Annotated in this window: 21 protein-coding genes and 1 riboswitch; of the genes, 10 read left to right on the top strand and 11 right to left on the bottom strand. The window is 47.0% G+C overall.

The window, feature by feature from the left end; genetic code table 11:
• Positions 1–132: 132 nt before the first annotated feature.
• A complete protein-coding gene (gene cpdB / locus AACQ42_RS04165) occupies positions 133–2094 on the bottom strand; it encodes a 2',3'-cyclic-nucleotide 2'-phosphodiesterase (protein WP_094164845.1) in 1962 nt (653 codons plus the stop codon).
• A gap of 289 nt (positions 2095–2383) precedes the next feature.
• On the opposite strand from cpdB, the gene cobA reads away from it, so the two are divergent.
• The 4 genes from cobA (at position 2384) to cysC (ending at position 6406) form a co-directional block, all read left to right on the top strand.
• Positions 2384–3262: a uroporphyrinogen-III C-methyltransferase gene (gene cobA / locus AACQ42_RS04160; protein WP_094133341.1), complete on the top strand. Its 879-nt coding sequence runs from the start codon at positions 2384–2386 to the stop codon at positions 3260–3262.
• A 91-nt stretch (positions 3263–3353) separates the two neighbouring features.
• Positions 3354–4262, top strand: coding sequence for a sulfate adenylyltransferase subunit CysD (gene cysD, locus AACQ42_RS04155; protein ID WP_026027329.1), 909 nt, complete (start codon positions 3354–3356; stop codon positions 4260–4262).
• 17 nt (positions 4263–4279) lie between these two features.
• The gene (gene cysN / locus AACQ42_RS04150; RefSeq protein ID WP_017049184.1) at positions 4280–5710 is read left to right on the top strand and encodes a sulfate adenylyltransferase subunit CysN; all 1431 of its coding nucleotides are present in this window, start codon (positions 4280–4282) and stop codon (positions 5708–5710) included.
• 78 nt (positions 5711–5788) lie between these two features.
• Positions 5789–6406, top strand: a complete 618-nt coding sequence (cysC, locus tag AACQ42_RS04145; protein WP_047690501.1) for an adenylyl-sulfate kinase — start codon at positions 5789–5791, stop codon at positions 6404–6406.
• Positions 6407–6448: 42 nt separating this feature from the next.
• Here the strand turns inward: cysC and AACQ42_RS04140 are convergent, their stop codons facing one another.
• From AACQ42_RS04140 to msrA, 8 genes are all read right to left on the bottom strand, one after another.
• The gene (locus tag AACQ42_RS04140) at positions 6449–7348 is read right to left on the bottom strand and encodes a TIGR03899 family protein (protein WP_013855945.1); all 900 of its coding nucleotides are present in this window, start codon (positions 7346–7348) and stop codon (positions 6449–6451) included.
• Between the two features lie 295 nt (positions 7349–7643).
• Positions 7644–8144 carry a DUF3299 domain-containing protein gene (locus AACQ42_RS04135; RefSeq protein WP_013855946.1) on the bottom strand — a complete coding sequence of 167 codons (501 nt, stop codon included), beginning with the start codon at positions 8142–8144 and terminating at the stop codon, positions 7644–7646.
• A gap of 9 nt (positions 8145–8153) precedes the next feature.
• Positions 8154–9413 (bottom strand): ABC transporter permease, encoded by a 1260-nt coding sequence (locus AACQ42_RS04130; protein ID WP_019282537.1) that lies wholly within the window; start codon positions 9411–9413, stop codon positions 8154–8156.
• Positions 9410–10126 carry an ABC transporter ATP-binding protein gene (locus AACQ42_RS04125; protein ID WP_064625924.1) on the bottom strand — a complete coding sequence of 239 codons (717 nt, stop codon included), beginning with the start codon at positions 10124–10126 and terminating at the stop codon, positions 9410–9412. The genes AACQ42_RS04130 and AACQ42_RS04125 overlap by 4 nt, the downstream gene beginning before the upstream one ends.
• A 69-nt stretch (positions 10127–10195) precedes the next feature.
• Positions 10196–10861 (bottom strand): zinc uptake protein ZrgA, encoded by a 666-nt coding sequence (gene zrgA / locus AACQ42_RS04120; protein WP_176429630.1) that lies wholly within the window; start codon positions 10859–10861, stop codon positions 10196–10198.
• A gap of 81 nt (positions 10862–10942) precedes the next feature.
• Complete coding sequence (locus tag AACQ42_RS04115) at positions 10943–11236, bottom strand: DUF2607 family protein (RefSeq protein ID WP_094133339.1); 294 nt, start codon at positions 11234–11236, stop codon at positions 10943–10945.
• A gap of 140 nt (positions 11237–11376) precedes the next feature.
• Positions 11377–11928, bottom strand: coding sequence for a YtfJ family protein (locus AACQ42_RS04110; protein WP_094133338.1), 552 nt, complete (start codon positions 11926–11928; stop codon positions 11377–11379).
• A gap of 114 nt (positions 11929–12042) precedes the next feature.
• Positions 12043–12681: a peptide-methionine (S)-S-oxide reductase MsrA gene (gene msrA / locus AACQ42_RS04105; RefSeq protein ID WP_088729165.1), complete on the bottom strand. Its 639-nt coding sequence runs from the start codon at positions 12679–12681 to the stop codon at positions 12043–12045.
• Between the two features lie 167 nt (positions 12682–12848).
• On the opposite strand from msrA, the gene tamA reads away from it, so the two are divergent.
• Genes tamA through AACQ42_RS04090 form a run of 3 tightly spaced genes read left to right on the top strand, consistent with a single transcriptional unit; the run spans position 12849 to position 18713 of the window.
• Entirely contained in the window at positions 12849–14561 is a 1713-nt protein-coding gene (gene tamA, locus AACQ42_RS04100; RefSeq protein ID WP_094164843.1) for an autotransporter assembly complex protein TamA, read from the top strand.
• Complete coding sequence (tamB, locus tag AACQ42_RS04095) at positions 14558–18355, top strand: autotransporter assembly complex protein TamB (protein WP_094164842.1); 3798 nt, start codon at positions 14558–14560, stop codon at positions 18353–18355. The genes tamA and tamB overlap by 4 nt, the downstream gene beginning before the upstream one ends.
• A gap of 10 nt (positions 18356–18365) precedes the next feature.
• On the top strand, positions 18366–18713 hold the full coding sequence (locus AACQ42_RS04090) for a gamma-glutamylcyclotransferase family protein (RefSeq protein WP_029190032.1): 348 nt from the start codon (positions 18366–18368) through the stop codon (positions 18711–18713).
• A 233-nt stretch (positions 18714–18946) separates the two neighbouring features.
• Here the strand turns inward: AACQ42_RS04090 and ppa are convergent, their stop codons facing one another.
• Entirely contained in the window at positions 18947–19474 is a 528-nt protein-coding gene (gene ppa / locus AACQ42_RS04085) for an inorganic diphosphatase (protein WP_010318803.1), read from the bottom strand.
• A 177-nt stretch (positions 19475–19651) separates the two neighbouring features.
• Entirely contained in the window at positions 19652–20662 is a 1011-nt protein-coding gene (gene fbp / locus AACQ42_RS04080; RefSeq protein WP_094164841.1) for a class 1 fructose-bisphosphatase, read from the bottom strand.
• Between the two features lie 272 nt (positions 20663–20934).
• Here fbp and mpl point away from each other — a divergent pair, with 272 nt between their 5' ends.
• The 3 genes from mpl (at position 20935) to thiB (ending at position 24160) form a co-directional block, all read left to right on the top strand.
• Entirely contained in the window at positions 20935–22293 is a 1359-nt protein-coding gene (gene mpl, locus AACQ42_RS04075) for a UDP-N-acetylmuramate:L-alanyl-gamma-D-glutamyl-meso-diaminopimelate ligase (RefSeq protein WP_064625920.1), read from the top strand.
• Between the two features lie 29 nt (positions 22294–22322).
• Entirely contained in the window at positions 22323–22952 is a 630-nt protein-coding gene (locus tag AACQ42_RS04070; protein WP_017047027.1) for a flavin prenyltransferase UbiX, read from the top strand.
• Between the two features lie 29 nt (positions 22953–22981).
• Positions 22982–23101: riboswitch (TPP riboswitch) on the top strand.
• Between the two features lie 66 nt (positions 23102–23167).
• Complete coding sequence (gene thiB, locus AACQ42_RS04065) at positions 23168–24160, top strand: thiamine ABC transporter substrate binding subunit (protein WP_094164840.1); 993 nt, start codon at positions 23168–23170, stop codon at positions 24158–24160.
• The last annotated feature ends 2 nt before the right edge of the window (positions 24161–24162 follow it).

The raw sequence follows: 24162 nt of genomic DNA, 5'->3' as shown, positions 1-24162 counted from the left end.
TGGATAGTCAAGAACCATCAAGATCAGAGTTAGGGTTGTCGAGCGGGAAATAAAAAACGCAGCGAAAGGCTGCGTTTGTGGGGTGAAAGCGCCTTAACTCATAGGCCTCTTTCAATCGATTTGAGTGGGGGTTTATTGGGTAAGGTCAATCTTGTAAACCGCAAAACCAACCTCATCGTTTTCCACCAAAGTCATTGGGTATTGGCCTTTCTCTTTGATGAACTGTGCTGCTTTCTCGCTTGGAGAGGTTTCAAAACGAATATCTAACGCGGTATTGGTTTTAATCGGAGCAAACGACCAGTTGTTATCAGCACTTGGCGTAACTTGACCTTTTTCTTTACTCACGCGCGAAATGTAGTTGGCGACGGCCGTGCGGTTTTCGTCGGGTGAGTCAAAGGCAACAAATTGTGCGCCCGTGCCTGCAAATTTATTACTATAAGCGCGGTAGTTATTGGTGGCGACAATAAAGGTCTGTTTTACATCGATAGGTTTACCTTGATAAGTTAAGCCTACAATGCGCTCAGCATCTTTATTCGCCACTTTACAATCACCATCGTATTTGGCGGGTTGAGTCACATCGATTTGGTAATTCACCCCATCCATCACATCAAAGTTATACGTGCGGAAATCAGCCCAATTGATCAAGGATTGTGGTTGAGTGCTGTGCGGATCAATCTGATTAAACTGCCCCGCGCTGCATTCCAACCACTCCTTCACTTCTTTACCCGTCATTTTCAGCGCGACTAAGGTATTAGGGTAAAGATAGAGATCCGCTGCGTTACGAAAGGTCAGTTGGCCAGCTTCGACTTCAGTGAAACCAGCAGGATCATCTTTACGGCCACCGACTTTGAAAGGGGCTGCGGCCGATAACACGGGCAAACCATCAAGATCAGGGTCGCCTTGAATAAAGCGTTCCACATAATCTTTTTGTGCAAGGTTAACGATTTGCACGGTTGGGTCATCTTGTACCAAGGCTAAAAAGCTGTACATCACATCATTCGCTTGGCCAATCGGTTGATTTACAAAATCTCGAGTGCCTTTGTGGTCCGGCTCTAAGGCTTTCACTATGCCTGTATCGGCTGCTGCCAATGATTTCTTCTTGGCTTTATCGAAGATTGGGCGAGCTTGGGATTGACCATTCACGACTGACCATTGGCCATCTTTGCTTTGCAAAGTCAGATCCATCACACCGACATGGCTACCCCAGCGCCCCGGCATGACAGCGGTTACGCCATTAATGGTGCCTTTAGTCACATCTGCTCCTGGCAGTTTGGCAAAATCTTGGCTAGGGAATACCGCGTGAGAGTGACCAAAAGCAATCGCGTCAATGCCTTCTACTTGGGTGAGGTAGTAAACCGAGTTTTCTGCACCAACGGAATATGGGTTAGCTGAGACACCAGAGTGCGGGATTGCCACGATCACATCGGCACCCTCTTTTTTCATCTGCGGGATCAGCTCCTCGGCTGTTTGCTTGATGTCTTTGGCAAACACTTTGCCATCAAGGTTTTTCTTATCCCACACCATGATTTGTGGTGGGACAAAACCAATGTAACCCACTTTAATTTGGTGCTCTTTGCCATCGGTATCTTTGAACGTGTGCGTTTTAATGAGATAGGGATTGAAGAGGTGTTTGCCCGTTTGTTGGTCATAGACGTTGGCATTGACATACGGGAATGCGGCGTCGTTAATACTCTCCTTTAAAAAGGACAAACCGTAGTTAAATTCATGGTTACCAATGTTACCCACATCGTAGCCGAGCTGATTCATCGCTTTGTAAACTGGGTGAACCTCACCAACCTTGATGCCTTTGGCGGCCATATAGTCGCCCATTGGGCTACCTTGGAGTAAATCACCGTTATCGACCAAAATGCTGTTTTCGACTTCGCTGCGCGCTTGCTTCACTAACGTCGCCGCACGGGATAAACCAATCTGGTTCGATGGCTTGTCTTTGTAGTAATCGTAATCCATCACATTGGTGTGAATATCAGTCGTTTCGACGATACGCAGTTTAATGGTGTCCGCCATTGCTGGGCCAGCCATTGCTAACATACCGCTCAAAATCGCGATGGAGAGAGGTTTCACTGCCACTTTCATTGTGTACTCCAGTTAGGGGTAGGGAACAAATAACTCGTCTAATGTAACAAAATCTTATGAAACGATGATTTCAATGAATATCAATTTGTGATGTTACGCGTTAACTCACCGGCATTCTGTCGACAAGATCTCATCATTGATTGGCTTTTAATCAGAGAGATAGTCACTTCTTATTCGGAATTATCCATTCCCTTATCAGCTTTTGATATAAAAAATGAAATTTTAGAATTTCAGGTAATATGAAGAGCCCGCCATAATGCATCCATGAATTAAGTTATGGATAACAACAATGAGTACGACGGAAACCATTTCTCAGTTGCCAATCAAAGGGCCGCGCTTAGTTGCGGTCAATAATGATGCTTTGGCAAGTAGCGCTCCATCGTACGTCAAAAGCCAATTGACCTGCGGTGAAGTGGCTTTGATTGGTGCAGGGCCGGGCGACCCAGAACTGCTGACGCTCAAAGCGCTGAGCTTTCTACAACAAGCCGACGTGGTGTTGTACGACTACCTAGTGTCTGATGAAATTATGGCGCTGGTGCCGAGCGATACCATCTTAGTCTGCGTGGGTAAGCGCGCTGGACACCACAGTGTTCCTCAAGAAAAAACCAATCAATTGCTGATCGATTTTGCGCAGCAAGGTTACAAAGTCGTGCGCATTAAAGGCGGCGATCCGTTTATGTTTGGCCGCGGTGGTGAAGAGTTGGAAGTGCTGTTTGATGCGGGAGTGAAATTTCAGGTGATCCCCGGTATTACAGCGGCGGCAGGCGCAACGGCCTATGCGGGTATTCCACTGACTCATCGTGATTATGCGCAATCCGCTCTGTTTGTCACCGGTCACCTTAAAGCGGAAAACGATGACATGGATTGGTCAACACTGGCACGTGGTAATCAAACCTTAGTCATTTACATGGGCTTGATGAAGTCGAGTTATATCCAGCAGCAGTTGATTGAACATGGACGCCAAGCCAACACACCAATCGCGATTATTGAACGCGGTACTCAGCGTTCGCAAAAAGTCTTCAAAGGGCAGCTCAGTGACTTATCACAACTGGCGGCGCGGGCGCAGGCTCCGGCCTTGATTGTGGTGGGCGAAGTGGTGGCGCTGTCGGAAAAACTGCATTGGTTTGGTGAACAACCCGCGCAGCAAAACCAAGTGAATTACGCCTGATTGCAAGGCAAGTCAGTTATTTCCAACTCAATACTCAAACCAATTTCTCATTGCACAAGGCTCGCAATGCGAGCGAAAAGGAAGCATGCAGATGGATCAACAACGCTTAACCCATTTACAACAGCTCGAAGCCGAAAGTATTCATATTTTACGTGAAGTGGCCGCTGAATTTGATAACCCAGTAATGATGTATTCGATTGGTAAAGACTCTTCGGTGATGCTGCATTTAGCGCGCAAGGCTTTTTATCCGGGGAAAATTCCCTTCCCACTGCTGCATGTGGACACCGATTGGAAATTTCGTGAAATGATCGAATTTCGTGATCGTATGGCGCACAAGTATGGTTTTGAGCTTTTGGTACACAAAAACCCAGAAGGGATCGCGATGGGGATCAGCCCTTTTGAGCATGGATCTTCAAAGCATACTGACATCATGAAAACCCAAGGTTTAAAACAAGCGTTGAACCAATATGGTTTTGATGCTGCTTTTGGTGGTGCGCGTCGTGATGAAGAGAAATCACGCGCGAAAGAGCGTGTTTATTCTTTTCGTGACAAGAACCACACATGGGATCCGAAGAACCAGCGTCCGGAGCTATGGAAAACCTACAACGGCCAAATCAATAAAGGTGAGAGCATTCGTGTCTTCCCGTTGTCGAACTGGACTGAATTGGATATCTGGCAATACATCTATTTGGAAAACATCGAGATCGTACCGCTGTATTTATCGGACATTCGCCCAGTTGTCGAACGCGATGGGATGCTGATCATGGTTGATGATGAGCGGATGAAGCTGCAACCTGGAGAAGAAGTTCAGCACAAGAGTGTGCGTTTTCGCACGTTAGGTTGTTATCCACTTACTGGCGCAATTGAATCAGAGGCCAGTACGCTAACGGGCATCATTGAAGAGATGCTGGTGGCCACTTCCAGTGAACGACAAGGCCGCGCGATCGACCACGATCAATCAGGATCGATGGAATTGAAAAAACGCCAAGGTTATTTCTAAGCCTCTAAGGAAAGATTATGAATAGTGCAGTTCAGGCTCAGCTTTCTGAGATCGGTATTGAAGCTTATCTCACGCAACACCAGCACAAATCGTTACTGAGATTTCTGACTTGTGGCTCAGTTGATGATGGAAAAAGTACCTTGATTGGTCGTTTGCTTCATGACACAAAACAGATTTATGAAGATCAACTGGCCGCCGTCCATTCCGATAGCCAGCGTGTTGGCACGACGGGCGAGCGCCCCGATTTAGCTCTGTTAGTTGATGGCCTGCAAGCGGAACGTGAGCAAGGGATCACCATTGACGTGGCGTATCGCTATTTCTCTACTCAAAAACGCAAATTCATCATTGCCGATACTCCGGGGCATGAGCAGTACACGCGCAATATGGCGACAGGCGCATCCACTTGCGATCTCGCGGTGATTTTGATCGATGCCCGTAAAGGCATTTTGGATCAAACGCGTCGCCACTCATTCATTGCCAATCTGTTAGGTTTGAAGCATTTTGTGGTGGCGGTGAATAAGATGGATCTGGTCGATTACTCACAAGATCGTTTTGAGCAGATCCGTCAAGACTACGTGGAATTTTCAAAGCATCTGCAAGGTGATACTGATATTCAGATCATCCCGCTTTCTGCTCTGGAAGGGGACAACGTGGTCGAAGCAAGCCAACATATGCGTTGGTATCAAGGCCCATCACTGCTGGAGCTGCTTGAAACAGTGGACGTTGATCAGCAAAAAGGAGCCGGTGAGTTTCGTTTTCCAGTGCAGTATGTGAACCGACCGAATCTCGATTTTCGCGGTTTTGCTGGCACGATTGCAGCGGGCAGCATCAGCGTTGGAGATGCAATCACCGCACTTCCGTCCGGAAAAACATCCACCGTGGCACGTATTGTTACTTTCGATGGAGATTTGCCGCAAGCGCAAGCAGGCCAAGCGGTGACGTTAACGCTCAGCGATGAAATTGACATCAGCCGTGGTGATCTTATTGTGCTGCAAGGAGCGCAGGTTGAATCAACTAACCATCTATTAGCCGATGTGGTCTGGATGACAGAACAACCGCTCAAAGCCGGGCGTGAATACAACATCAAAATTGCAGGTAAGAAAACCGTCGGCCAGTTGCAAGCGGTGCGTCACCAGTACGATATTAATAATTTATCGACTTATCACAGTGAAGAGTTGCCGCTCAATGGCATTGGCTTGTGTGAATGGTCGCTAACAGAGTCGATCGCGCTGGATAAATACTTAGACAGTGCCAATACTGGTGGTTTTATCATCATCGATCGCCTGACGAATGTGACGGTGGGAGCGGGCTTAGTTCGAGATAGTTTGCAAAACATCGCTCATGCTCAAAGCGCCCATTCTGCGTTTGAAGTTGAATTGAATGCCTTGATCCGCAAGCACTTTCCACACTGGGAAGCCAAAGATCTTCGTCAGTTACTCAAGGCTTAACTGTGGTGATTCAGTGGGAGGGATTGCCGCTTACAGCGTCCCTCTATTGGCTAGTTTGAGGCAACAAAGGATTGAGTAATGAGTACGAATTTGGCCAATAAAGATGAAAATGTTGTCTGGCATCAGCATACGGTGGATAAGTCGTTCCGCGCCAACTTAAAACAACAACAGCCAGCAGTATTGTGGTTTACGGGGCTGTCAGGGGCGGGAAAATCAACTATTGCTGGTGCGTTGGAACAGCGTTTAGCTCAACTCGGGTATCACACCTATTTACTCGATGGGGATAATGTACGCCACGGCTTGTGCAGCGACCTTGGGTTCTCAGAGCAAGATCGGCGAGAAAATATTCGCCGTATTGGTGAACTCGCGAAGCTGATGGCCGATGCTGGGTTAATCGTGTTATCAGCATTCATTTCACCGCATCGCGCTGAGCGTCAATTAGTGCGCGATATGCTGCCACAAGGTGAATTCATCGAAGTGTTTGTCAATACCAAGTTGGACGTGTGCGAGCAGCGCGACCCGAAGGGGCTGTATAAAAAAGCGCGCGCTGGTGAAATCAGTAATTTTACGGGTATTGACTCTGAGTATGAGTCGCCGCAAAACCCTGAGATCGATCTTGCGGCTGGCGAAAAAAGCATTGATGAGCTGGTGGAAATTTGCCTAACAGCGCTGCAAGTACGAGCGATTATCGCCTAATGTAGAAGAGGGCTCATCAGCTTGAGCCCTTTATTTTTGAGGCTAGACAGCGTGATGAAAAGAGCTGCTGGCAACTTCGGTGTGGACAGTGAATTTCTGGCTAAGCACCGCCAACATTTGATCGTAGTACTGCATATTCGGTTTATTACCCAGTAGCTTACACAGCTCATTGCCAGTGGGACTGAAACGGTAATAGAGCAGCCTTACCCCTTTACTCATCGATTGCAGTGACAGATTCTTGCCTTGATAGGTCAACAGCAGTGCCGGTTCAAGTTCAATTTCTCCAGATTCCAGTTCAGTGGCATGCAGTAAGCCAAGCTCGATCAGTACCAACAGGCTCGAATAGGGTAATTGGAAACTACCCATATTGATGACAAATGTGCTGATGCGTTTTCCTAAACTAAAAATACCGTTAGTAGCACGAATGCCGACCAATAGCTTACGGCTGTTATCGCTACCAAAACAGCAGGCTAACGCTGAGGCTTTTTGGAGTATCTGCGCCTCTTTTGGTGTCATGTCTTGTAATACTTGCAGTGCTTTCATTGAGGTTGAACCGGGGTTGGTCACCTCGCGTTTGAGTACTTGCGCCCAAAGTCGCTGCATCGAAGAGTTGTGGATGTCTTGCGCCATATCGAAAAAACGGTGTAACCAATCTTGATCAGGCTCTCCCGCGGTCTCATTTTTACAAGAGATATGCGCCAGTTTGACGATCTGCTCTAGGTTTTTTTGTCGCTGCTCTTTACGTTGCTGTTCTCTAAATAAGGCGCGATCAAGCGAGGTTTTTTCTGGCGGATCCGTTTGTAGCAGCGCATCTAAGCCGTGATATTGAGCAATATTCAAAATGCGACTACCACTGTCTTTGATGTAGCTCGATTTTTTTTCGTGGCTTTGACCTGAGTTGGCTTGATGTTCAATCACTACAGGGTTGTTGGTATCTGCCATTTTATGTCCGCTTCAATCACCCATTTCATTCATGGATTAAAATGTAACGTGTAACGCATTTTCCATCTAGGAAAAACATTCGTTCTAGATCATAAATTTGCGCTATCCCTAATGATAATAACTTGTTAAAATTGTTATCGGAATTTGTGGGGCGCTTATGAAGTGTTGGAAAGAAAATAGACTGAAAAAGCACTTATCGATTACTTTACTATTGTTGATATATGTCGCTTTGCTAGCGTATTTATCTAAATATATCGTTTAGTTTAGATGAATCAATAGGTTGCTATTTTGTTAACTACATGTCGTCGTATTCTTCGATCGCAGTGCCTTCGATCACATACGCTGTTTCGGCCAGATCGTGGCTAACACTTTCGGTTTTCAGTGTCCCAATTAGATAAATTACATCCCAGAGCTGCTGGATTGGAGCACCTTGCGGATATTTCACATAAATAATTTGATTTGGTGGCGGTGGCGGCACGTGAATGCATGCGCCAAAGTAGGGCACCAGTAGAAACTCAGTAACGTTATTGGCGTCACCTTCCAGTGGGATCACAAAGCCGGGTATTTTGACCACGCTGCCATTGAGCTCTTTTCTAACTCCGCCGATTTTTGATTGTGCAGCCGTCATTTCGCCATCATGGTTCAATGCTGGCATGCCATCGGCGTTGAATTGGTTACGTTCGTTCTCGGGGATCAGATCGATCCAATCGAGCGTCAGTACTTGTTCATTACTCTGTGCGTACATCGGTAACAAGCCTGATAGCAGCAGCGTGCTGATAAGCAGTAGTTTTTTCATCGTTAAGTCCTAAATTCGAATGGTCATTCCATCGCTAAGTGATTGTCTATAGGCGCGTAGAGCTGGGATAACACCAATAATAATGCCAGCCAGTTGTACATAAGCTAATAATTGCCACTCATAGCTGCTTAAGGTGCTGAGTGTGATTTGAATTCCATAATGCTGCGCAATAAAAGGTTGCGCCAGTGCGAGCAGTGAATATAACCCCGCTAATCCAACGCAGATGCCAATAAAGGTCAGCGTCGTCGCTTCGCTGATAAGCAGAGCAAAAATATGTTTAGGTTGTGCGCCCATGGCGCGCAGAATCGCCATTTCACGGCGTCTTTCCTGCAAGCTTGTCAGTAAGCTGCTGAGCATACCAAGTAACCCGGCTGCCACCACAAATACCGACACCGCCATTAAAGCTTGTTCTGCTATCGACATCATACCCCACAGTTCTTGCAGAGCGACGCCGGGCATAATGGCGCTCAAGGGTTCTTGGCGATAGTTATTGATTTCACGTTGCAGTGCAAAGGTTTGAATTCTCGATTTTAAACCGATCAACATGGCGGTGATCTGCTTGGGTTGGAAGTTGTGTTGTTCAAGCTGCTCTTTGGATGGTGAATTGCCTAAATGCGCACCCGATTCCCAACCCACGTGAATGGCTTCAATCGCTTCTAATGAGACATGCACCGTTTTGTCTACGGGCGTTCCCGTTGGCGCTAAAATGCCCACCACTTTAAAGGGGAGGTTGTCGTGGCGGCTAAAACCCACATCGCTGATCCCATGCGCAATAATGATGTCACTGCCAATATGGTAACCTAAGGTTTCGGCGACATCTGAACCCAATACCGTTTCAAATAAACCATGAAAATCAGTGCCTTGAGAGAAGGTGAGTGGTTGCTTACTTCCATATTTGAAATGCTCGAAATAATGGTGATTGGTGCCCATAACGCGAAACCCTTGGTGTGAGTCACCCAAGGAAATGGGGATCGCCCACTTGACGCTGCGATGCTCACTGAAGGCTTGGTAGCTTTTCCAGTCGATATTATTGGTGGCATTACCAATTCTAAATACCGAATAGAGCAGCAAGTTGACTTGTCCAGAGCGGCCACCGACGATTAGATCCGTCCCTGAAATGGTGTTGGCAAAGCTCTCTTTGGCTTGAGTTCGAATGCGTTCAACCCCCATTAACAGAATGACTGAAATGGCAACCGTCAGAATGGAGAGTAGCGCTGTGGTTTTGCGGTTAAGTACGCTTTTCCACGCCAGATTGGTAATTACATTCATGCTGTCACTCCTGCCTGATTCAATTGAGGGAGGTAAACTGCGCGGTCAAATAAAGCTTCTAAGGTGGGATCGTGGCTCACAAACACCAGTGTTGAACCTGCCCGATTCGTCTCTTCCAATAGCAGTTCGATAAACGCGAGTCGATTGTCGTGATCCAGCGCAGAGGTTGGCTCATCGGCGATGATCAGCTTGGGTTCTCCAATCAGTGCTCTCGCCGCCGCGACACGCTGCTGCTGGCCAATACTCAGTTCGATAACCGGTTTAGTCAGTAGTTCAGGTGCAAGATGTAAGCGAGTGAGTAACTGTTTTGCTTTCTCAATCAGATCGCCTGCAACATTCTGCTTGCGAGTGCTGGAAAAATGGCAAGGTAGCGTAACGTTTTCAATCACTGAGAGATAAGGCAATAAATTAAATTGTTGGAAAATGTAGCCAATGTGATCGGCTCGAAAACGATCCCGTTGACGGGAAGTTAACGTCGACAGGTTGGTGCCTAAAATAGAGACCTCCCCTCGTTGTGCTTGGTTGATCCCAGTCAGTAAGCTCAGTAAGGTCGATTTGCCACAACCACTTGGCCCTTTAATAAAAAGGTGCTCTCCACGTTTTACACAAAGATCTTGGATAGATAAGGCTGGTTGTGAGCTATTCGGCCAACGAAATTCGACCTCTTTCAATTCAATGACAGACGTCAGCGATAGAATATGCAAATCACTCATTGTGAATTCCTTTAACGACAATGAACCTAGAGTAAGTGTGTGCTTACTCTAGGTTGTTGCTTATACGCCTTAAAACGTAATGCGAGTGCTGTTTGTTTTCAACTCAGAGGCAGATTGTGCTTTGTCTGTCAGTACATTGGCAGAGATTGTTTGGGTATTTGGGAACAAGTTAAACCATTGCGTGTCGAGGTACTGCAATTGCGGCATGTTATCGCAGTGATATTGGTACTGAATCGTGAATTCACCGTGACCACTATGCTCGCCTTCATCATGCACATCTTTTTTATGGTCATGGTGTGCGTGTTGAGCATCTTTATCTTGATGTTTATCATCATGTTTTTCATGATGGTCGTGGTCGTGGTCGTGGTCGTGGTCGTGGTCGTGGTCGTGGTCGTGGTCGTGGTGCTCACCATTTAACGTATGCGCGATACGACTTTCTTCTAAATGACACTTGGCCGGAGCGGGCAGTTGGAAAATGCCATCGGCGTGGCTGAACTGTTCAAGGACTTTATTTAAGCGCTGTTGTTGTTCATCATTTTGTGGTGCATGTTCAAAGCCGACTACATCAGCGCCGGGGGCGGTGATTTCAATCAGTAAATCTTGCCCATCTTGAGCAATATTGAACTCGACGTGGCCATGTACATGAGCCTCATGTTGGCGAAACTCTTCATTTGCAAGTGCTGGCGTGCTTAAAATTAGGCCGATAGAGAGAGCGAGTTTACGTTGGATAAACATTGGGTGATTCCTTTTAAACATCAAAATAGCCCTTAGCGCGTTGGCTTTGGGTAACAAATCATAAATAACTAGATAAGACGTCTAAAAGTGAGGAGGCGAGCGAGCAAGATAAGCGTAATGAACTGAGGGGCGACGTTGAGTTTTCTCTACTGATGATCGAATTTCGCAGCCACTAACGGCAGGAAGGATAGGCAGCGCACTGCTTAGACCATTTTGAAAGCCAGAAAAAAGTTGGCAATGATGCTGCGCGTGATGCGCAGGATTAGTATCGAGGTAATGATCTACATAAGCGACATTCAACCATAGCATCAGCAGCATGGCACATAATGCAATGCTTTGAGCTCGGTAATGGGGGCAACGTAGACGGGTAAACATCAAACCAATACAGTAGTAAAATGATAATTGTTATAATATAACAATATTGTGAGAATAAAGCGTACTCTTATTTTTATAAAAGCACCTTTCACCACGATATGTTTAGCAAAGGCAGCCGTGTTATCGGCCACCTAAGGTTATTATAAATTCTGTTTGATCAAGCCTAAAACCGTTTGAATTTCCTCATCACTCAATGTACCTTCCTTAACAAACAGTACGTTACCTTGCTTGTCTTGAACGATGATCGCTGATGATTCCTCTTTTAAATCCCACGCTTTGGCTACATTTCCCGCTTCATCTAGCACCATGGAAGACCACGGAAACTCTTTCTTGCTGTCTTGAGCGGAAGATTTGACAAACGATCCTGTGCCCCAAATCGCATCATCTTGGTTGATGATCGAGGTGGTTTGATAACTTTCTGCGGGAAATTGTGCGGCCGTAATGGCGGCCATCAATGGTGCATTTAACGCTTTAGCACTGCTGCGACCAGCAATGGCTTGAATGACGCGCACTTTGCCTAGCAGTTGGCTGGTATCCCAAGTTTGAAAGGCCGTTTTATCATCTTGTAGGATGATTTCACCATATTTTTCCACTGAAACATCAGCAACTTGCTGACCTTGGGTAATGTTGTGTGCCATGGCAAGCGCTGGACAGCAGGCCATTAGAATGGCGATCACTCGTTTACTTTTCATTGTAGGGGTCCCTTTTAGTTGAGCAACAAAGGTATAGCATAGAATCAATAAAACCACGAAAAGAGGCCATTAAGCGGTTAACAAAATGCTAACAAAGCCTCAATTCTACACGCTTTATTCGCTGAGCTGGGGTGGGAAGCAGATGCCTGTTCCTCCTAACCCACAATAACCATTCGGATTTTTAGCTAAATATTGTTGATGATAGCTTTCGGCGTAGTAGTAAGGACCAGCGGGTGCAATTTCGGTGGTAATTAAGGCTCGTTGACTGGCTGACAACGCCTGCTGGTATCGCTGCTTTGAGGCTTGTGCTATTTGCTGTTGCTGCTCTGAATAGGTATAGATGGCGGAGCGATACTGAGTGCCTTTATCGTTACCTTGACGCATGCCTTGGGTCGGATCGTGCTTTTCCCAAAAATGACTTAATAGCTTTTCTAATGGCAAGCGCTGTGGATCAAAGATTACGCGTACCACTTCAGTATGGCCAGTTTCACCACTGCATACTTCTTCGTAAGTTGGGTTTGGGGTAAAGCCGCCGGCATAGCCTACTGAAGTCGACACCACACCATCGAGTTGCCAAAATAAGCGTTCAGCGCCCCAAAAACAGCCCATACCAATCACTATTTGTTGCTGATGCTCATTAGGCTGCTCAGTGATGTTGCTGTGGTTAACGTAATGAATTTCCTCCACTGACATAGGGGTTTCTCGTCCTTTCAGTGCTGTTTGTGCGCTGACCATTGTTTGTTTATTGAGCATGAGCTTTCCTTTTGTGTACCGATTTTTGGCTTTATTTATTGTTGTTGAGCCACTGTTTCACATTCAGCCCGAATAATTGACTGATTTCATACAGACGGAGCTTGCTATTGGCGGTATGATTTCCATCCATTAACGATCTGTTTACTCAACTGTTCCTTTAATTAAGCATGAGACGAAAATCATTACCAGTTCTATTCACGATGCTACTTATTTCCACTTCGGCGTATGCCAAGGTGGCGTTAACCATTAATGGTTTAGAGGGTGAATTAGAAAACAACGTTGAAGCCTATTTATCATCGATTCCAGAGAGCGACTATTCAACGCATCTTCGTTTTCAATCTCGTTTAGAGAAAAGCATGACGGAAGCGCTTGCGGCGCTCGGTTACTATCATCCTCAATTTGAGTTTGTGGTGGCGAGCGATGAGCAAGAGCTGATGGTCAATATCAATCCTGGACCGCTAACAACCATTAAAGAGATGGATGTGGTGATCAGCGGGGAAGCTGAATCTGATGCTGATTTTGCCAATCTCATTAACCGCAATGCCCTTAAAGTGGGCGCGGCGGTTAATCATGGCCAGTACGATGCTTTGAAATCGGGTATCCGTAACTTAGCGTTGCAAAAAGGTTATTTTAACGGGAATTTTGAATTAAGCCGTTTGGAAGTTGCGCCAGAGTTGAATGAAGCTTTCGTACGCCTTCATTTTAACAGTGGTATTCGTTACCATTTTGGTCCTTCGCTCATTACTGGCAGCCAAATTGAAGATCAGCGAGTTCGCTCGCTTCAGCCCTATAAAACCAATGATCCTTACCTTGTTTCCAAGGTAGGGGAATATAACCAAAACTTATCCAATACCGATTGGTTTTCCTCTGTTTTTGTTGAACCCGATCTTAGCCAACTGGAGAACGGTCGCGAACTGCCGATGAAGGTTTCCCTTGCACCGCAAGCTCGAAATCAGCTTGAAACCGGTTTAGGTTACTCAACGGATGTGGGAGTGCGTGGTTCATTCAAGTGGAAGAAACCTTGGGTTAACAGCCTCGGCCACAGTTTTGATAGCAGTTTCTCCCTTTCTGCCCCAGAGCAGACCATTACCGCTGGCTACAAAATACCGCTAGAAGATGTGCGGCGTGAATATTATCGAATTCAGTATGGAATGAAGAATGTCGATAACCGTGATACGAAGAGTTTGGAGTCTAACTTATCGTTTGAACGCCACTGGTTGCGTGATGGTGGTTGGCATCGAACCCTATTCGTTCGTTATTTGATAGAAAACTACGAACAAGGTTTGCAAAGCGATGTCGGCCAGTTTGTATTACCGGGAGCGACCTATTCTCGTTCGCGTGTTCGTGGTGGTTCAATGCCGATGTGGGGCGATAAACAGAGCATCACACTTGAGTATGGCGATCCAAATTTCGTCTCTGAAACGCGTGTGGTGCGGTTGTTGGCGGGCACGGCTTGGATACGCAGCGCTGGGCAAAACCATCGTGGTTTATTGCGTTTAGACGGCGGCGCAAACTTCAGTGAAGAGTTTGACAAACTCTCGCCTTCTCTGCGCTTCTTTGCTGGTGGCGATAACAATTTGCGAGGGTATAGCTATCAATCTATCTCACCTAAAGATGCCAGCGGCGCACTGACTGGGGCCAAATACATCGCCACCAGTTCGTTGGAGTATCAATATCGCTTGGTTGGAAATTGGTGGGGCGCACTGTTTGTCGATTACGGCGATGCCTTTAATGACTCGCCGGATTGGAAAACTGGTGTGGGAGCCGGGATTCGCTGGGCTTCTCCGGTTGGACCGATCCGCTTAGATTTTGCATGGGGGCTTGACGCCAATCCCGGCGATGAATTTCAGCTGCATTTCACCTTGGGGCCTGAACTATGACCAAAGTGATGTTGAAGATAACCAAATGGGCATCGGCGATTTTATTCACCTTGTTGGGTGCGGTATTTATTGCACTCGCAGCCTTGTTGTTTACCAATACAGGGCTTAACGGCCTATTGTGGGGAGCGCAAAAAGCGCTGCCACAACTGCAGGTTGCCAGTGCTCAAGGTGCAATTTTTCCACGTTTCACGCTCAACCAAGTCACCTTTTCCGATGAAGCATTAAAGCTCGATCTCGATGTACAGCGAGTGACATTAGCCATAAGTGCTAGCTGCTTATTGGAGCCTTCAATTTGCTTAAATGAACTTGCGATCAGTGGCTTAAGGCTGGCGCTTCCTGAGCTTCCTCCTTCGACGCAAGGTGAGTCTTCGTCTGCCTCTGATCCCATTACGTCAATCTCTACACCGGTGCCAATTAAGGTTGGCCGTGTGGAGCTCAATGATATTCAGCTGGATATTTTGGGTAATACGCTGGCATGGAAGCAATTTTCTACTCATGCCTCATTTCAAGGTAATCGCTTACGGATTGGCAAAACCAGTTGGAGCGATATTCAACTGAAGCTTGCGAGCAATGAAGATGTCGATTCAGCCTCAAGCGCACAATCCAAATCCACTCAATCCACAACCGTATCATCGGCTGTGGCACCTACGGTGAAAACGCCCATCACCTTGCCAGAAGTGATCATTCCGCTGCAATTGGAAGTGGAGCGTTTTGATATCAACCAGTTTACTCTTCAGCAAGCTGAGCCTTTGGTTGTCAAGCATCTTGGTTTGGTCGCCAATGCTTATCAGAGCAGTGTTTCATTAAAATCACTTGAGCTTGAGCTGCCACAATTGATTGCCAACCTAAAAGCTGATGCGCAGTTGAAGGGAGACTATCCGCTCAATCTTTCTTTAAAAAGTACGCTCAAAATGGCCGAAGCTCAGGGACAAACATTGGCACTAGAGGCTTCGGGTAGCTTGGGTGATTTAACGCTTAACGCGAAACTGGGCGGGCTTGCGCAAGCAAACTTAAACGCGCAATTGGCGCTACTGCAACCTGAGATCCCGTTTGATATTTCGTTGGATGATGTTCAAGCACAGTGGCCATTGATTGGGCAAGGAGACTATTTTGTTCGCGTGCCGAGTTTAAAAACTCAAGGCTCACTCGACGGATATAGCGTGGCGCTCAATGGCCAACTGCAAGGTAAAGATCTGCCCGATGTGACGCTGGATGTGGCTGGCAAAGGCACTTTACAGCAAATCAACTTAGATTCTTTGCTAATCGATACCTTAGGGGGGCAAATTGCTGGCCAAGTGATGGCCAACTGGCAAGCCCCAATTCACTGGCAAGCGGCGCTGAATTTAGAGCAGATTCAACCGGGATTACAGTGGCCGGAAGCCGAAGGCGTGATCAGCGGTAAGCTCGAAACCACGGGTGAGCTGACCGAGCAGGGCGGTTGGAACGTTGCGCTGCCTATTTTGGATATTGAGGGTGTGTTGCGTGGCTACCCACTGAATATTGAAGGTCAATTAAACGCATCAGATATGACAGGGAAAGGCGCTTTTACTGTGTCGACCAGCGGCTTAACGTTAGCCCATGGACCCAACCAGATTACTGCCAAAGGTGAGCTGGATAAAGAGTGGCGTATGGGCTTATCGGTTGATTTTGCGGATCTGGTGAAAAGTGTTCCTGATTTGCACGGCAAAGTGATTGGCGATATTTATCTGCGTGGTGATTTACAGCAGCCACAAATCAAGCTGCGCCTCAATGCAAATGATCTTGCTTGGCAGCAACAAGCGACCTTAAAGCAGGTGACTTTAACTGGTGATGTTACGCCACTTCCTGTGCCACAAGCCGAAGTGAAATTGCAGGCGAGCCAGTTGAGCTACCAGCAGCAGTTAGTTGATAGTGTGGACTTGCGTTTTTCAGGCACGCAGGCGCAGCATCAACTGAGCTTAGACGTCATTTCAAATCTGATTTCAACCAGCTTGGCGATCAGCGGATCTTTTGAAGATAAGCCGACGATGCAGTGGCAAGGTGCGCTGGAACGAGTACAACTGTCCACAGAACAAGGGCCGTGGCTATTAAACCAAGCGACACCTGTTGCGGTTAATATCGAGAAACAACAAGCCACGATTGCCGCGCATTGTTGGCAGCAAGAGGGAGCATCGCTCTGCTTAGATAAAGACGCGACTGTGGGGCAAAGTGGTGCGGCCGAGCTCTCTCTCAACCATTTTGATTTTCAGCAAATCGCAATGTTTTTACCGCAAGAGACTCAACTTAAAGGCCAAGCCGATGTCAGTCTCACAGCTCAATGGGCGCCCAATACTGCGCCTCAAGCGAAAGTGTCACTCAGCTTAAGCCAAGGTGCAGTCACGCAGCACATCGACCAAGCCATTACTTTAGGTTGGGATAGCGTCACTATTGAAAGTACGCTTGAACAGAACAAGCTGTTTGCTCGTTGGCTAGTGGATGTGACCGATAATGGCGATCTGTCGGGGCAAATAACCATTGCAGATCTAATGGCAAAAGAAAAAATGATGGATGGCGCATTAACGCTTTCCACCTTTAATATTGATTTTTTACAGCCGCTGCTTGGGGATTATAGCCAAGCGAAATCGAAGATTAGCAGTCAACTTGCCTTCAGTGGGCCGATGTTGCACCCGAAAGTGATGGGCAGCGTGGTGGTGGATGACATTGTCGTCAAAGGCGATATTTCGCCGCTGGATGTTACCTCGGGCCGAGTGGCGATGGACTTTAATGGTTACCAAGCCTTGCTCAATGCAGCGATTCAAACTGCGGATGGCGAGTTGAGTATCAAGGGGGATGCCGACTGGCAGAAAATGGAGCAGTGGCGTGCCAACCTGCGCGTGTTGGCCGATGAGCTATTGGTGGATCTGCCGCCTATCGTCAAGATTAAAGTTATCCCAGACATGAGCATCACACTAGAACCTCAACTGGCCACTGTGACAGGGAATATTAACCTACCTTGGGGACGTATCGTGGTAGAAGAGTTGCCTCCGAGCGCGATTGGTGTCTCCAAAGATCAAGTGATATTGGACGCGGCTTTACAGCCTGTGAGCGAGCAAAGCGCCATGCCATTTAACGTTGAAACTAATGTAAACATCTCGATTGGTGATGATTTCCGGCTCAGTGCCTTTGGTTTGCAAGGCGGCTTGATTGGCCGCCTCAATGTGGCGCAAAAGGATAAAGGTCCTTTTATTACTGGAGAAGTAAATATCCAAAATGGTTCGTATCGATCCTTTGGACAAGATTTGCTGATCCAAGAAGGCAAAATTTTAATGAATGGACCGGTTGATCAACCTTATGTTTCGATTAAAGCGGTGCGCAACCCGGATAACACACAAGATGGCGTGATTGCAGGGGTAAACGTGACCGGCTCTGCCGATGAACCCGCAGTCTCCATTTTTTCAGAACCCGCGATGCCACAAGCCAATGCACTTTCTTACCTACTTCGTGGTCAGAATATTGATGGCGAGGCGGGTGGCAATGCGATGACCACTGCACTGATTGGTTTGAGCTTGGCACAAAGCGGTAAGGTGGTGGGCGAAATTGGCCAAGCCTTCGGCGTGCAAGATCTACAGTTGGATACGGCCGGTTCCGGTGATGATTCACAAGTGACGGTAAGCGGCTATATTTTACCGGGGCTACAAGTGAAATATGGTGTTGGTATTTTCAGCTCGGTGGGCGAATTTACCGTGCGTTACCGCTTGATGAGGGATTTGTACGTTGAAGCGGTATCCGGCTTAGATAGCGCGGTGGATCTTTTGTATCAGTTTGAATTTAACTAGGGACAGTCATATGCAACATCTGGTTTTTGTCTACGGCACATTACGCCGTGGTGAAAGTAATGCGCATCTGCTTGAGACAAGCGAAATGTTAGGATCGTTCTACACGCCGGCTGACTATGCGCTGTATGATCTAGGTCCATATCCTGGCTTGGCTCAGGGACAGCAATCGATAGTCGGTGAGGTATATCGAGTGGATGAGCAGACACTAGCAAAACTCGATCTTTTAGAAGATATTCCCATCGAATATCGCCGTGAAACGATCGAAACCCCATTTGGCCGTGCGTGGATTTATCTCTATCAAGATCACAGCCGTCTTACTGCTGTGATTGATTCTGGAGACTGGTGCCAACGGGTGTAACAAACGGCGTTGAAAATGGAAATAAAAAGCCACACCGCATATTAGCAGGATGTGGCTTTTTATTTATAACGACACTTATCCCCTTCCTACTTGAAGCTGCAGCGGTGTTGGCTACGTTCGTTCACCCCAATCACATAGTTTGCCTATGCTCATGGGGACTCACTCACTTGCCGCCTACCTGCAACTCCAAGTTGTTTGGGTATATAACTATCGTGACTGTTTAATTATGGTGGCTATTTTTGGGCGCGTTCAAATGAAGTCAGGATTTCAGCTCGCGCGGCAGCGGCATCTTCCCATCCATCGACTTTGACCCATTTGCCCGCTTCAAGCTCTTTATAGCGTTCAAAGAACTGTGTAATTTGCGCTTTCAGTAGTGCTGGCAGGTCATTTACGTCTTGAATGTGGTCGTACTCTTTGGTGAGCTTGGAGTGAGGAACCGCCACCACTTTGGCATCTTCACCAGACTCATCGGTCATCTTCAATACGCCAACTGGGCGGCAACGAATCACCGAGCCTGGCATGAGCGGATAAGGCGTGGGCACCAACACATCGACAGGATCGCCATCGAGCGATAAGGTGTGATTCACATAACCGTAGTTGCATGGGTAGAACATAGGTGAAGACATGAAACGGTCCACAAATACCGCGCCAGATTCTTTGTCGACTTCGTATTTGATTGGGTCGGCGTTGGCTGGAATTTCAATCACCACGTAAATATCATCAGGCAGTGATTTTCCTGCCGGAACGTTGTTTAAGCTCATTTAGCATTTCCTTTTTCGTCGCTGGACTTGAATTGTTTTGGGTTGATTAACAGAACGTAAACGCTTGTGTTGCAACTTTAGCGGTAAATAGGAAACGGTGTAAACCGTAAAAAGAGAGTCTTGCCTCATATTTATCGATAAAAAAAGCGCCTAGAGTTAGGCGCTCATTGAGCTGATTTAATCGCGATAGAGTTCCAAGAACTCTTCCAATTTATGGACCATATTTTTTGAACCGCAGAAGAATGGCACACGTTGATGCAGTTCTGTCGGCTTAATATCCAACACGCGATTGACACCGTCAGAAGCAATACCGCCTGCTTGTTCAATCAAAAACGCCATTGGATTGCATTCGTACAATAGGCGCAGCTTGCCGTTTGGATGGCTTTGCGTGCTTGGGTATAGATAGATCCCACCTTTGAGCAGATTACGGTGAAAATCCGCCACTAGCGAACCAATGTAACGTGACGTGTAAGGGCGATTATCTTCAGGCACATTCTCTTGGCAATATTTAATGTATTTTTTGACGCCGGTTGGGAAGCGGATGTAGTTACCTTCATTGATGGAGTAAATTTTACCATCATCGAAGGTCATCATATTGGGGTGTGAAAGATAGAAGGTGCCGAGTGACGGATCATAAGTAAAACCATTCACGCCGTTGCCGGTGGTATACACCAACATGGTTGAAGAGCCGTAAATAACATAACCAGCCGCAACCTGTTTATTACCGGGTTGTAAGAAGTCTTCTTGTGTTGGTGGCGTGCCGACTGGCGATACGCGGCGATAAATAGAAAAAATCGTGCCGACAGAGACATTGACATCGATGTTGGATGAGCCGTCCAGCGGGTCCATCAAAACCACGTATTTTGCGTTTTTGTTGAGCTCTTTGCTGAACGCAACCGCTTCATCTTCTTCTTCACTGGCGACACCACACACTTGATCGCGCGCTTCAAGCGCCGCTTTAAATTTTTCGTTGGCGTAGACATCGAGTTTTTGTTGTTCTTCGCCTTGAATATTATCCGTACCAACTGCGCCGGTAATATCAGCAAGGCCTGCTTTGTTGATTTCTCTATTAACAATTTTTGCCGCAAGACGAATAGAGGACAACAGAGATGAAAGATCACCGCTTGCGTGGGGGAAGTCATGTTGTTTCTCAACAATAAACTCGCCAAGAGTGCGAATCTCAGACATGTTATTTCCTTAACATAGCTATATAGGGGGGAGTGATTGTTTCACAACGCATCCTCTTGTTGGGATGTCGGCCGAAACGAGTGACCCATTTGATAACGTTTGGGTAACACTGCGATTTTAGGGCTTAGATCTTTTTAATGGTAATGAAGTAACAGATTGAGATCTCAATTTGTTTGTCGACTTTTTAGAAGTTGCAAACATGCTCGCTTTTCTTAAATGGATGGTGATAATGGAGGCAATCACTCACAACGCCATGTGCGAGGCTAGGATTTATGCATATTCACATTCTTGGGATTTGCGGTACGTTTATGGGCGGTGTTGCCGTTTTAGCGCGGCAATTAGGTCATAAAGTTACCGGCAGCGACGCCAACGTTTACCCACCGATGAGTACGTTATTGGAGTCTCAAGGTATCGAGATTATCGAAGGCTTTGACCCTGCTCAACTAGAGCCCAAGCCTGATTTGGTGGTGATTGGCAACGCCATGAGTCGCGGCAATCCGTGTGTTGAATATGTGCTGAACCACAACTTGCGTTACACCTCTGGCCCGCAATGGTTGCAAGAGTTCCTGTTGCATGACCGCTGGGTCCTTGCGGTGGCTGGTACACACGGTAAAACCACCACGTCGAGCATGTTGGCGTGGATCTTAGAAGATTGCGGTTACCAACCGGGCTTTTTGGTGGGAGGCGTACTTGGCAACTTTGGCATTTCTGCGCGTTTGGGCGAAAGCATGTTTTTTGTGGTTGAAGCCGATGAATATGACAGTGCTTTTTTCGATAAGCGTTCTAAGTTTGTCCATTATCATCCACGCACTTTAGTGTTGAACAACTTAGAGTTTGATCATGCGGACATTTTTGACGATCTTGAAGCGATTAAGCGCCAATTTCATCATCTAGTGCGTACTGTTCCGGGCAATGGTCGTATTTTTGCTCCGCAAAAAGAGCGCGCATTAGCGGATGTTCTCGCACGTGGCTGCTGGAGCGAAACCGAGTTTACCGGTGAGCAAGCGCAGTGGAAAGCTGAAAAAATCACGCGTGATGGTTCGCAATTTGATGTGTTCTTTGACAATGAACGCGTGGGGCGCGTAACTTGGGATTTGGTTGGCGATCATAATGTCGATAACGCCTTAATGGCGATTGGCGCGGCGCGTCACGTAGGGGTCACTCCAGATTTAGCCTGTCAAGCTTTGGGCAAATTTATCAATACCAAACGTCGTTTAGAGCTCAAAGGCGAAGTGAATGGTATTACGTTGTATGACGATTTTGCTCATCATCCAACGGCCATTGAACTTACTTTGGGTGGTTTACGTAATAAGGTAGGCGATCAGAAAATTATCGCGGTTTTAGAGCCTCGTTCGGCTACGATGAAGTTGGGCGTACATAAGCAAACTTTAGCGGCGTCATTACAGCAAGCCGATTCAGTTTATCTCTATCAGCCGAACAATCTTGCTTGGTCGGTGCAGGATGTGGCTGACCAATGCTCACAACCAGCGCAAGTGAATGATGATATTGATGCTTTCGTCGCGCAAATTGCGCAGGAAGCCCAGCCGGGCGATCACATTTTGGTGATGAGCAATGGTGGCTTTGAAGGTATTCATAACAAGCTCCTACTTGCATTAAATCAAGCCATGTAATGCCAGCGACACAAACGAAATAGAGAGTTATGACAACAAAACAGAAAGCCATCACTTTAGCCTTTACTGGCGCTTCAGGTGCTCCTTACGGACTTCGTCTGTTGGAGTGTTTATTGGCTGCAGATTACCGAGTGTATCTGCTGATCTCTTCGGCCGCGCGCGTTGTGCTTGCAACCGAGCACGGTTTGAAGTTGCCCAGTGGGACTGAGGCAGCCAAAGCAGCGTTGGTGGAACATTTACACTGCGATGCCTCACAGCTTGTCGTGTGCGGCAAAGAAGAGTGGTTCTCACCAGTGGCTTCGGGCTCTGCCGCGCCAAAACAGATGGTGGTGTGCCCATGTTCGGCAGGCAGCGTTGCGGCGATTGCCCATGGCATGTCCGATAATTTGATCGAACGTGCTGCCGATGTAGTGATGAAAGAGCGTGGCCAACTGGTGTTAGTGGTGCGCGAAACTCCGTTTTCCACCTTACATTTAGAAAACATGCTCAAGTTGTCGCAAATGGGCGTCACCATTATGCCCGCTGCCCCCGGTTTTTATCATCAGCCGCAGTCAATTGAAGACTTGGTCGATTTTATGGTGGCGCGTATTTTGGACCATTTAGGCGTTGAACAAGGGCTTGTGCCGCGTTGGGGATATGACTCACGCCCAACGGTATAGCTTATTGCGTTAATTCCAATTACAATCCACCTCACTCAACGGGGAGCAAATCATTCATCTCAATGAATGCTGCTGAGATCAAGCGTGAGCTTGGGACCCGTAAACCTGAACCAGATAATGCTGGCGTAGGAATTGGGTTAGGATCTCAGAATAGGAATAATGGAATATTCTCATCCTCCTCAAGCCTGTGCCGCTCAACCAAGGAGAGCGACCAGTTGAACACCACTCTTAATACCATTGCACTTGCTACCATCACCTCTTTTTCAGCGCATGCCGCTGACAATATCCTTACCGTTTATACCTATGACTCGTTCGCATCAGAATGGGGCCCGGGACCGGCGATTGAAAAAGCATTCGAAGCACAATGCGCTTGCGATCTTCAGTTTGTGGCACTCGATGATGGGGTATCGATCCTAAACCGTTTGCGTCTTGAAGGTAATAACAGTAAAGCAGACATCGTACTCGGTTTAGATAACAACTTAATGGCCGAGGCCAAACAGACTGGCTTATTGGCAGATCATAATGTCGAGACGGGCCAAGTCACGCTACCCGGTGGTTGGAGTGATGAAACATTTGTTCCTTATGATTACGGCTATTTTGCCTTTGTTTACAATAAAGAGAAATTAGCAAACCCACCAAAAAGCTTAAAAGAGTTGGTAGAAAAGCGCGATGATCTTAAAGTGATTTATCAAGATCCGCGCACTTCAACACCCGGTCAAGGCTTACTGCTGTGGATGAAATCTGTCTATGGTGAGAAAGCCAATTTAGCATGGCAACAGCTCGCCAATAAGACGGTGACAGTCACCAAAGGTTGGTCAGAAGCCTATGCGATGTTTCTAAAAGGTGAGTCCGATCTGGTGCTCTCTTACACCACCTCTCCAGCCTATCATTTGATTGCGGAAAATGACGCCAAGTACGCGACTGCTGATTTTGCCGAAGGACACTACATGCAAGTGGAAGTGGCTGCGAAAGTAAAACACAGTGATAACGGCAAATTGGCCGATGAGTTCATGCGCTTTATTTTAAGTGATCAATTTCAGTCGGTGATGCCAACCGGAAACTGGATGTATCCTGTGACGTCTGTCGCGCTACCGAAAGGTTTTGAAACGCTGGTTGTGCCACCAAAGGCGCTTACCTTTAGCGCACAAGAGGTGTCTGAGATGCGTAAAGCGTGGATCCGTGAGTGGCAAACCGCCTTAACGTTTTAAGG

Origin of the sequence: Vibrio sp. V12_P9A6T4 (assembly GCF_963874835.1) — a bacterium.
GTDB classification, from domain to species: domain Bacteria; phylum Pseudomonadota; class Gammaproteobacteria; order Enterobacterales; family Vibrionaceae; genus Vibrio; species Vibrio anguillarum.
Note: the sequence above shows the minus strand (reverse complement) of the source record. Positions and strands in the feature narration are given on the sequence as shown.

What these genes read in the sequence shown, in the direction of transcription:
- mpl (WP_064625920.1), top strand. Translation starts at nt 20,935, where the DNA reads ATGCATATTCACATTCTTGGGATTTGCGGTACGTTTATGGGCGGTGTT.
- AACQ42_RS04090 (WP_029190032.1), top strand. Translation starts at nt 18,366, where the DNA reads ATGCAACATCTGGTTTTTGTCTACGGCACATTACGCCGTGGTGAAAGT.
- AACQ42_RS04125 (WP_064625924.1), bottom strand. Translation starts at nt 10,126, where the DNA reads ATGAGTGATTTGCATATTCTATCGCTGACGTCTGTCATTGAATTGAAA.
- cysC (WP_047690501.1), top strand. Translation starts at nt 5,789, where the DNA reads ATGAGTACGAATTTGGCCAATAAAGATGAAAATGTTGTCTGGCATCAG.
- AACQ42_RS04130 (WP_019282537.1), bottom strand. Translation starts at nt 9,413, where the DNA reads ATGAATGTAATTACCAATCTGGCGTGGAAAAGCGTACTTAACCGCAAA.
- AACQ42_RS04110 (WP_094133338.1), bottom strand. Translation starts at nt 11,928, where the DNA reads ATGAAAAGTAAACGAGTGATCGCCATTCTAATGGCCTGCTGTCCAGCG.
- cysN (WP_017049184.1), top strand. Translation starts at nt 4,280, where the DNA reads ATGAATAGTGCAGTTCAGGCTCAGCTTTCTGAGATCGGTATTGAAGCT.
- fbp (WP_094164841.1), bottom strand. Translation starts at nt 20,662, where the DNA reads ATGTCTGAGATTCGCACTCTTGGCGAGTTTATTGTTGAGAAACAACAT.
- tamB (WP_094164842.1), top strand. Translation starts at nt 14,558, where the DNA reads ATGACCAAAGTGATGTTGAAGATAACCAAATGGGCATCGGCGATTTTA.
- cysD (WP_026027329.1), top strand. Translation starts at nt 3,354, where the DNA reads ATGGATCAACAACGCTTAACCCATTTACAACAGCTCGAAGCCGAAAGT.
- AACQ42_RS04135 (WP_013855946.1), bottom strand. Translation starts at nt 8,144, where the DNA reads ATGAAAAAACTACTGCTTATCAGCACGCTGCTGCTATCAGGCTTGTTA.
- msrA (WP_088729165.1), bottom strand. Translation starts at nt 12,681, where the DNA reads ATGCTCAATAAACAAACAATGGTCAGCGCACAAACAGCACTGAAAGGA.
- ppa (WP_010318803.1), bottom strand. Translation starts at nt 19,474, where the DNA reads ATGAGCTTAAACAACGTTCCGGCAGGAAAATCACTGCCTGATGATATT.
- cobA (WP_094133341.1), top strand. Translation starts at nt 2,384, where the DNA reads ATGAGTACGACGGAAACCATTTCTCAGTTGCCAATCAAAGGGCCGCGC.
- zrgA (WP_176429630.1), bottom strand. Translation starts at nt 10,861, where the DNA reads ATGTTTATCCAACGTAAACTCGCTCTCTCTATCGGCCTAATTTTAAGC.
- AACQ42_RS04070 (WP_017047027.1), top strand. Translation starts at nt 22,323, where the DNA reads ATGACAACAAAACAGAAAGCCATCACTTTAGCCTTTACTGGCGCTTCA.
- tamA (WP_094164843.1), top strand. Translation starts at nt 12,849, where the DNA reads ATGAGACGAAAATCATTACCAGTTCTATTCACGATGCTACTTATTTCC.
- cpdB (WP_094164845.1), bottom strand. Translation starts at nt 2,094, where the DNA reads ATGAAAGTGGCAGTGAAACCTCTCTCCATCGCGATTTTGAGCGGTATG.
- AACQ42_RS04140 (WP_013855945.1), bottom strand. Translation starts at nt 7,348, where the DNA reads ATGGCAGATACCAACAACCCTGTAGTGATTGAACATCAAGCCAACTCA.
- AACQ42_RS04115 (WP_094133339.1), bottom strand. Translation starts at nt 11,236, where the DNA reads ATGTTTACCCGTCTACGTTGCCCCCATTACCGAGCTCAAAGCATTGCA.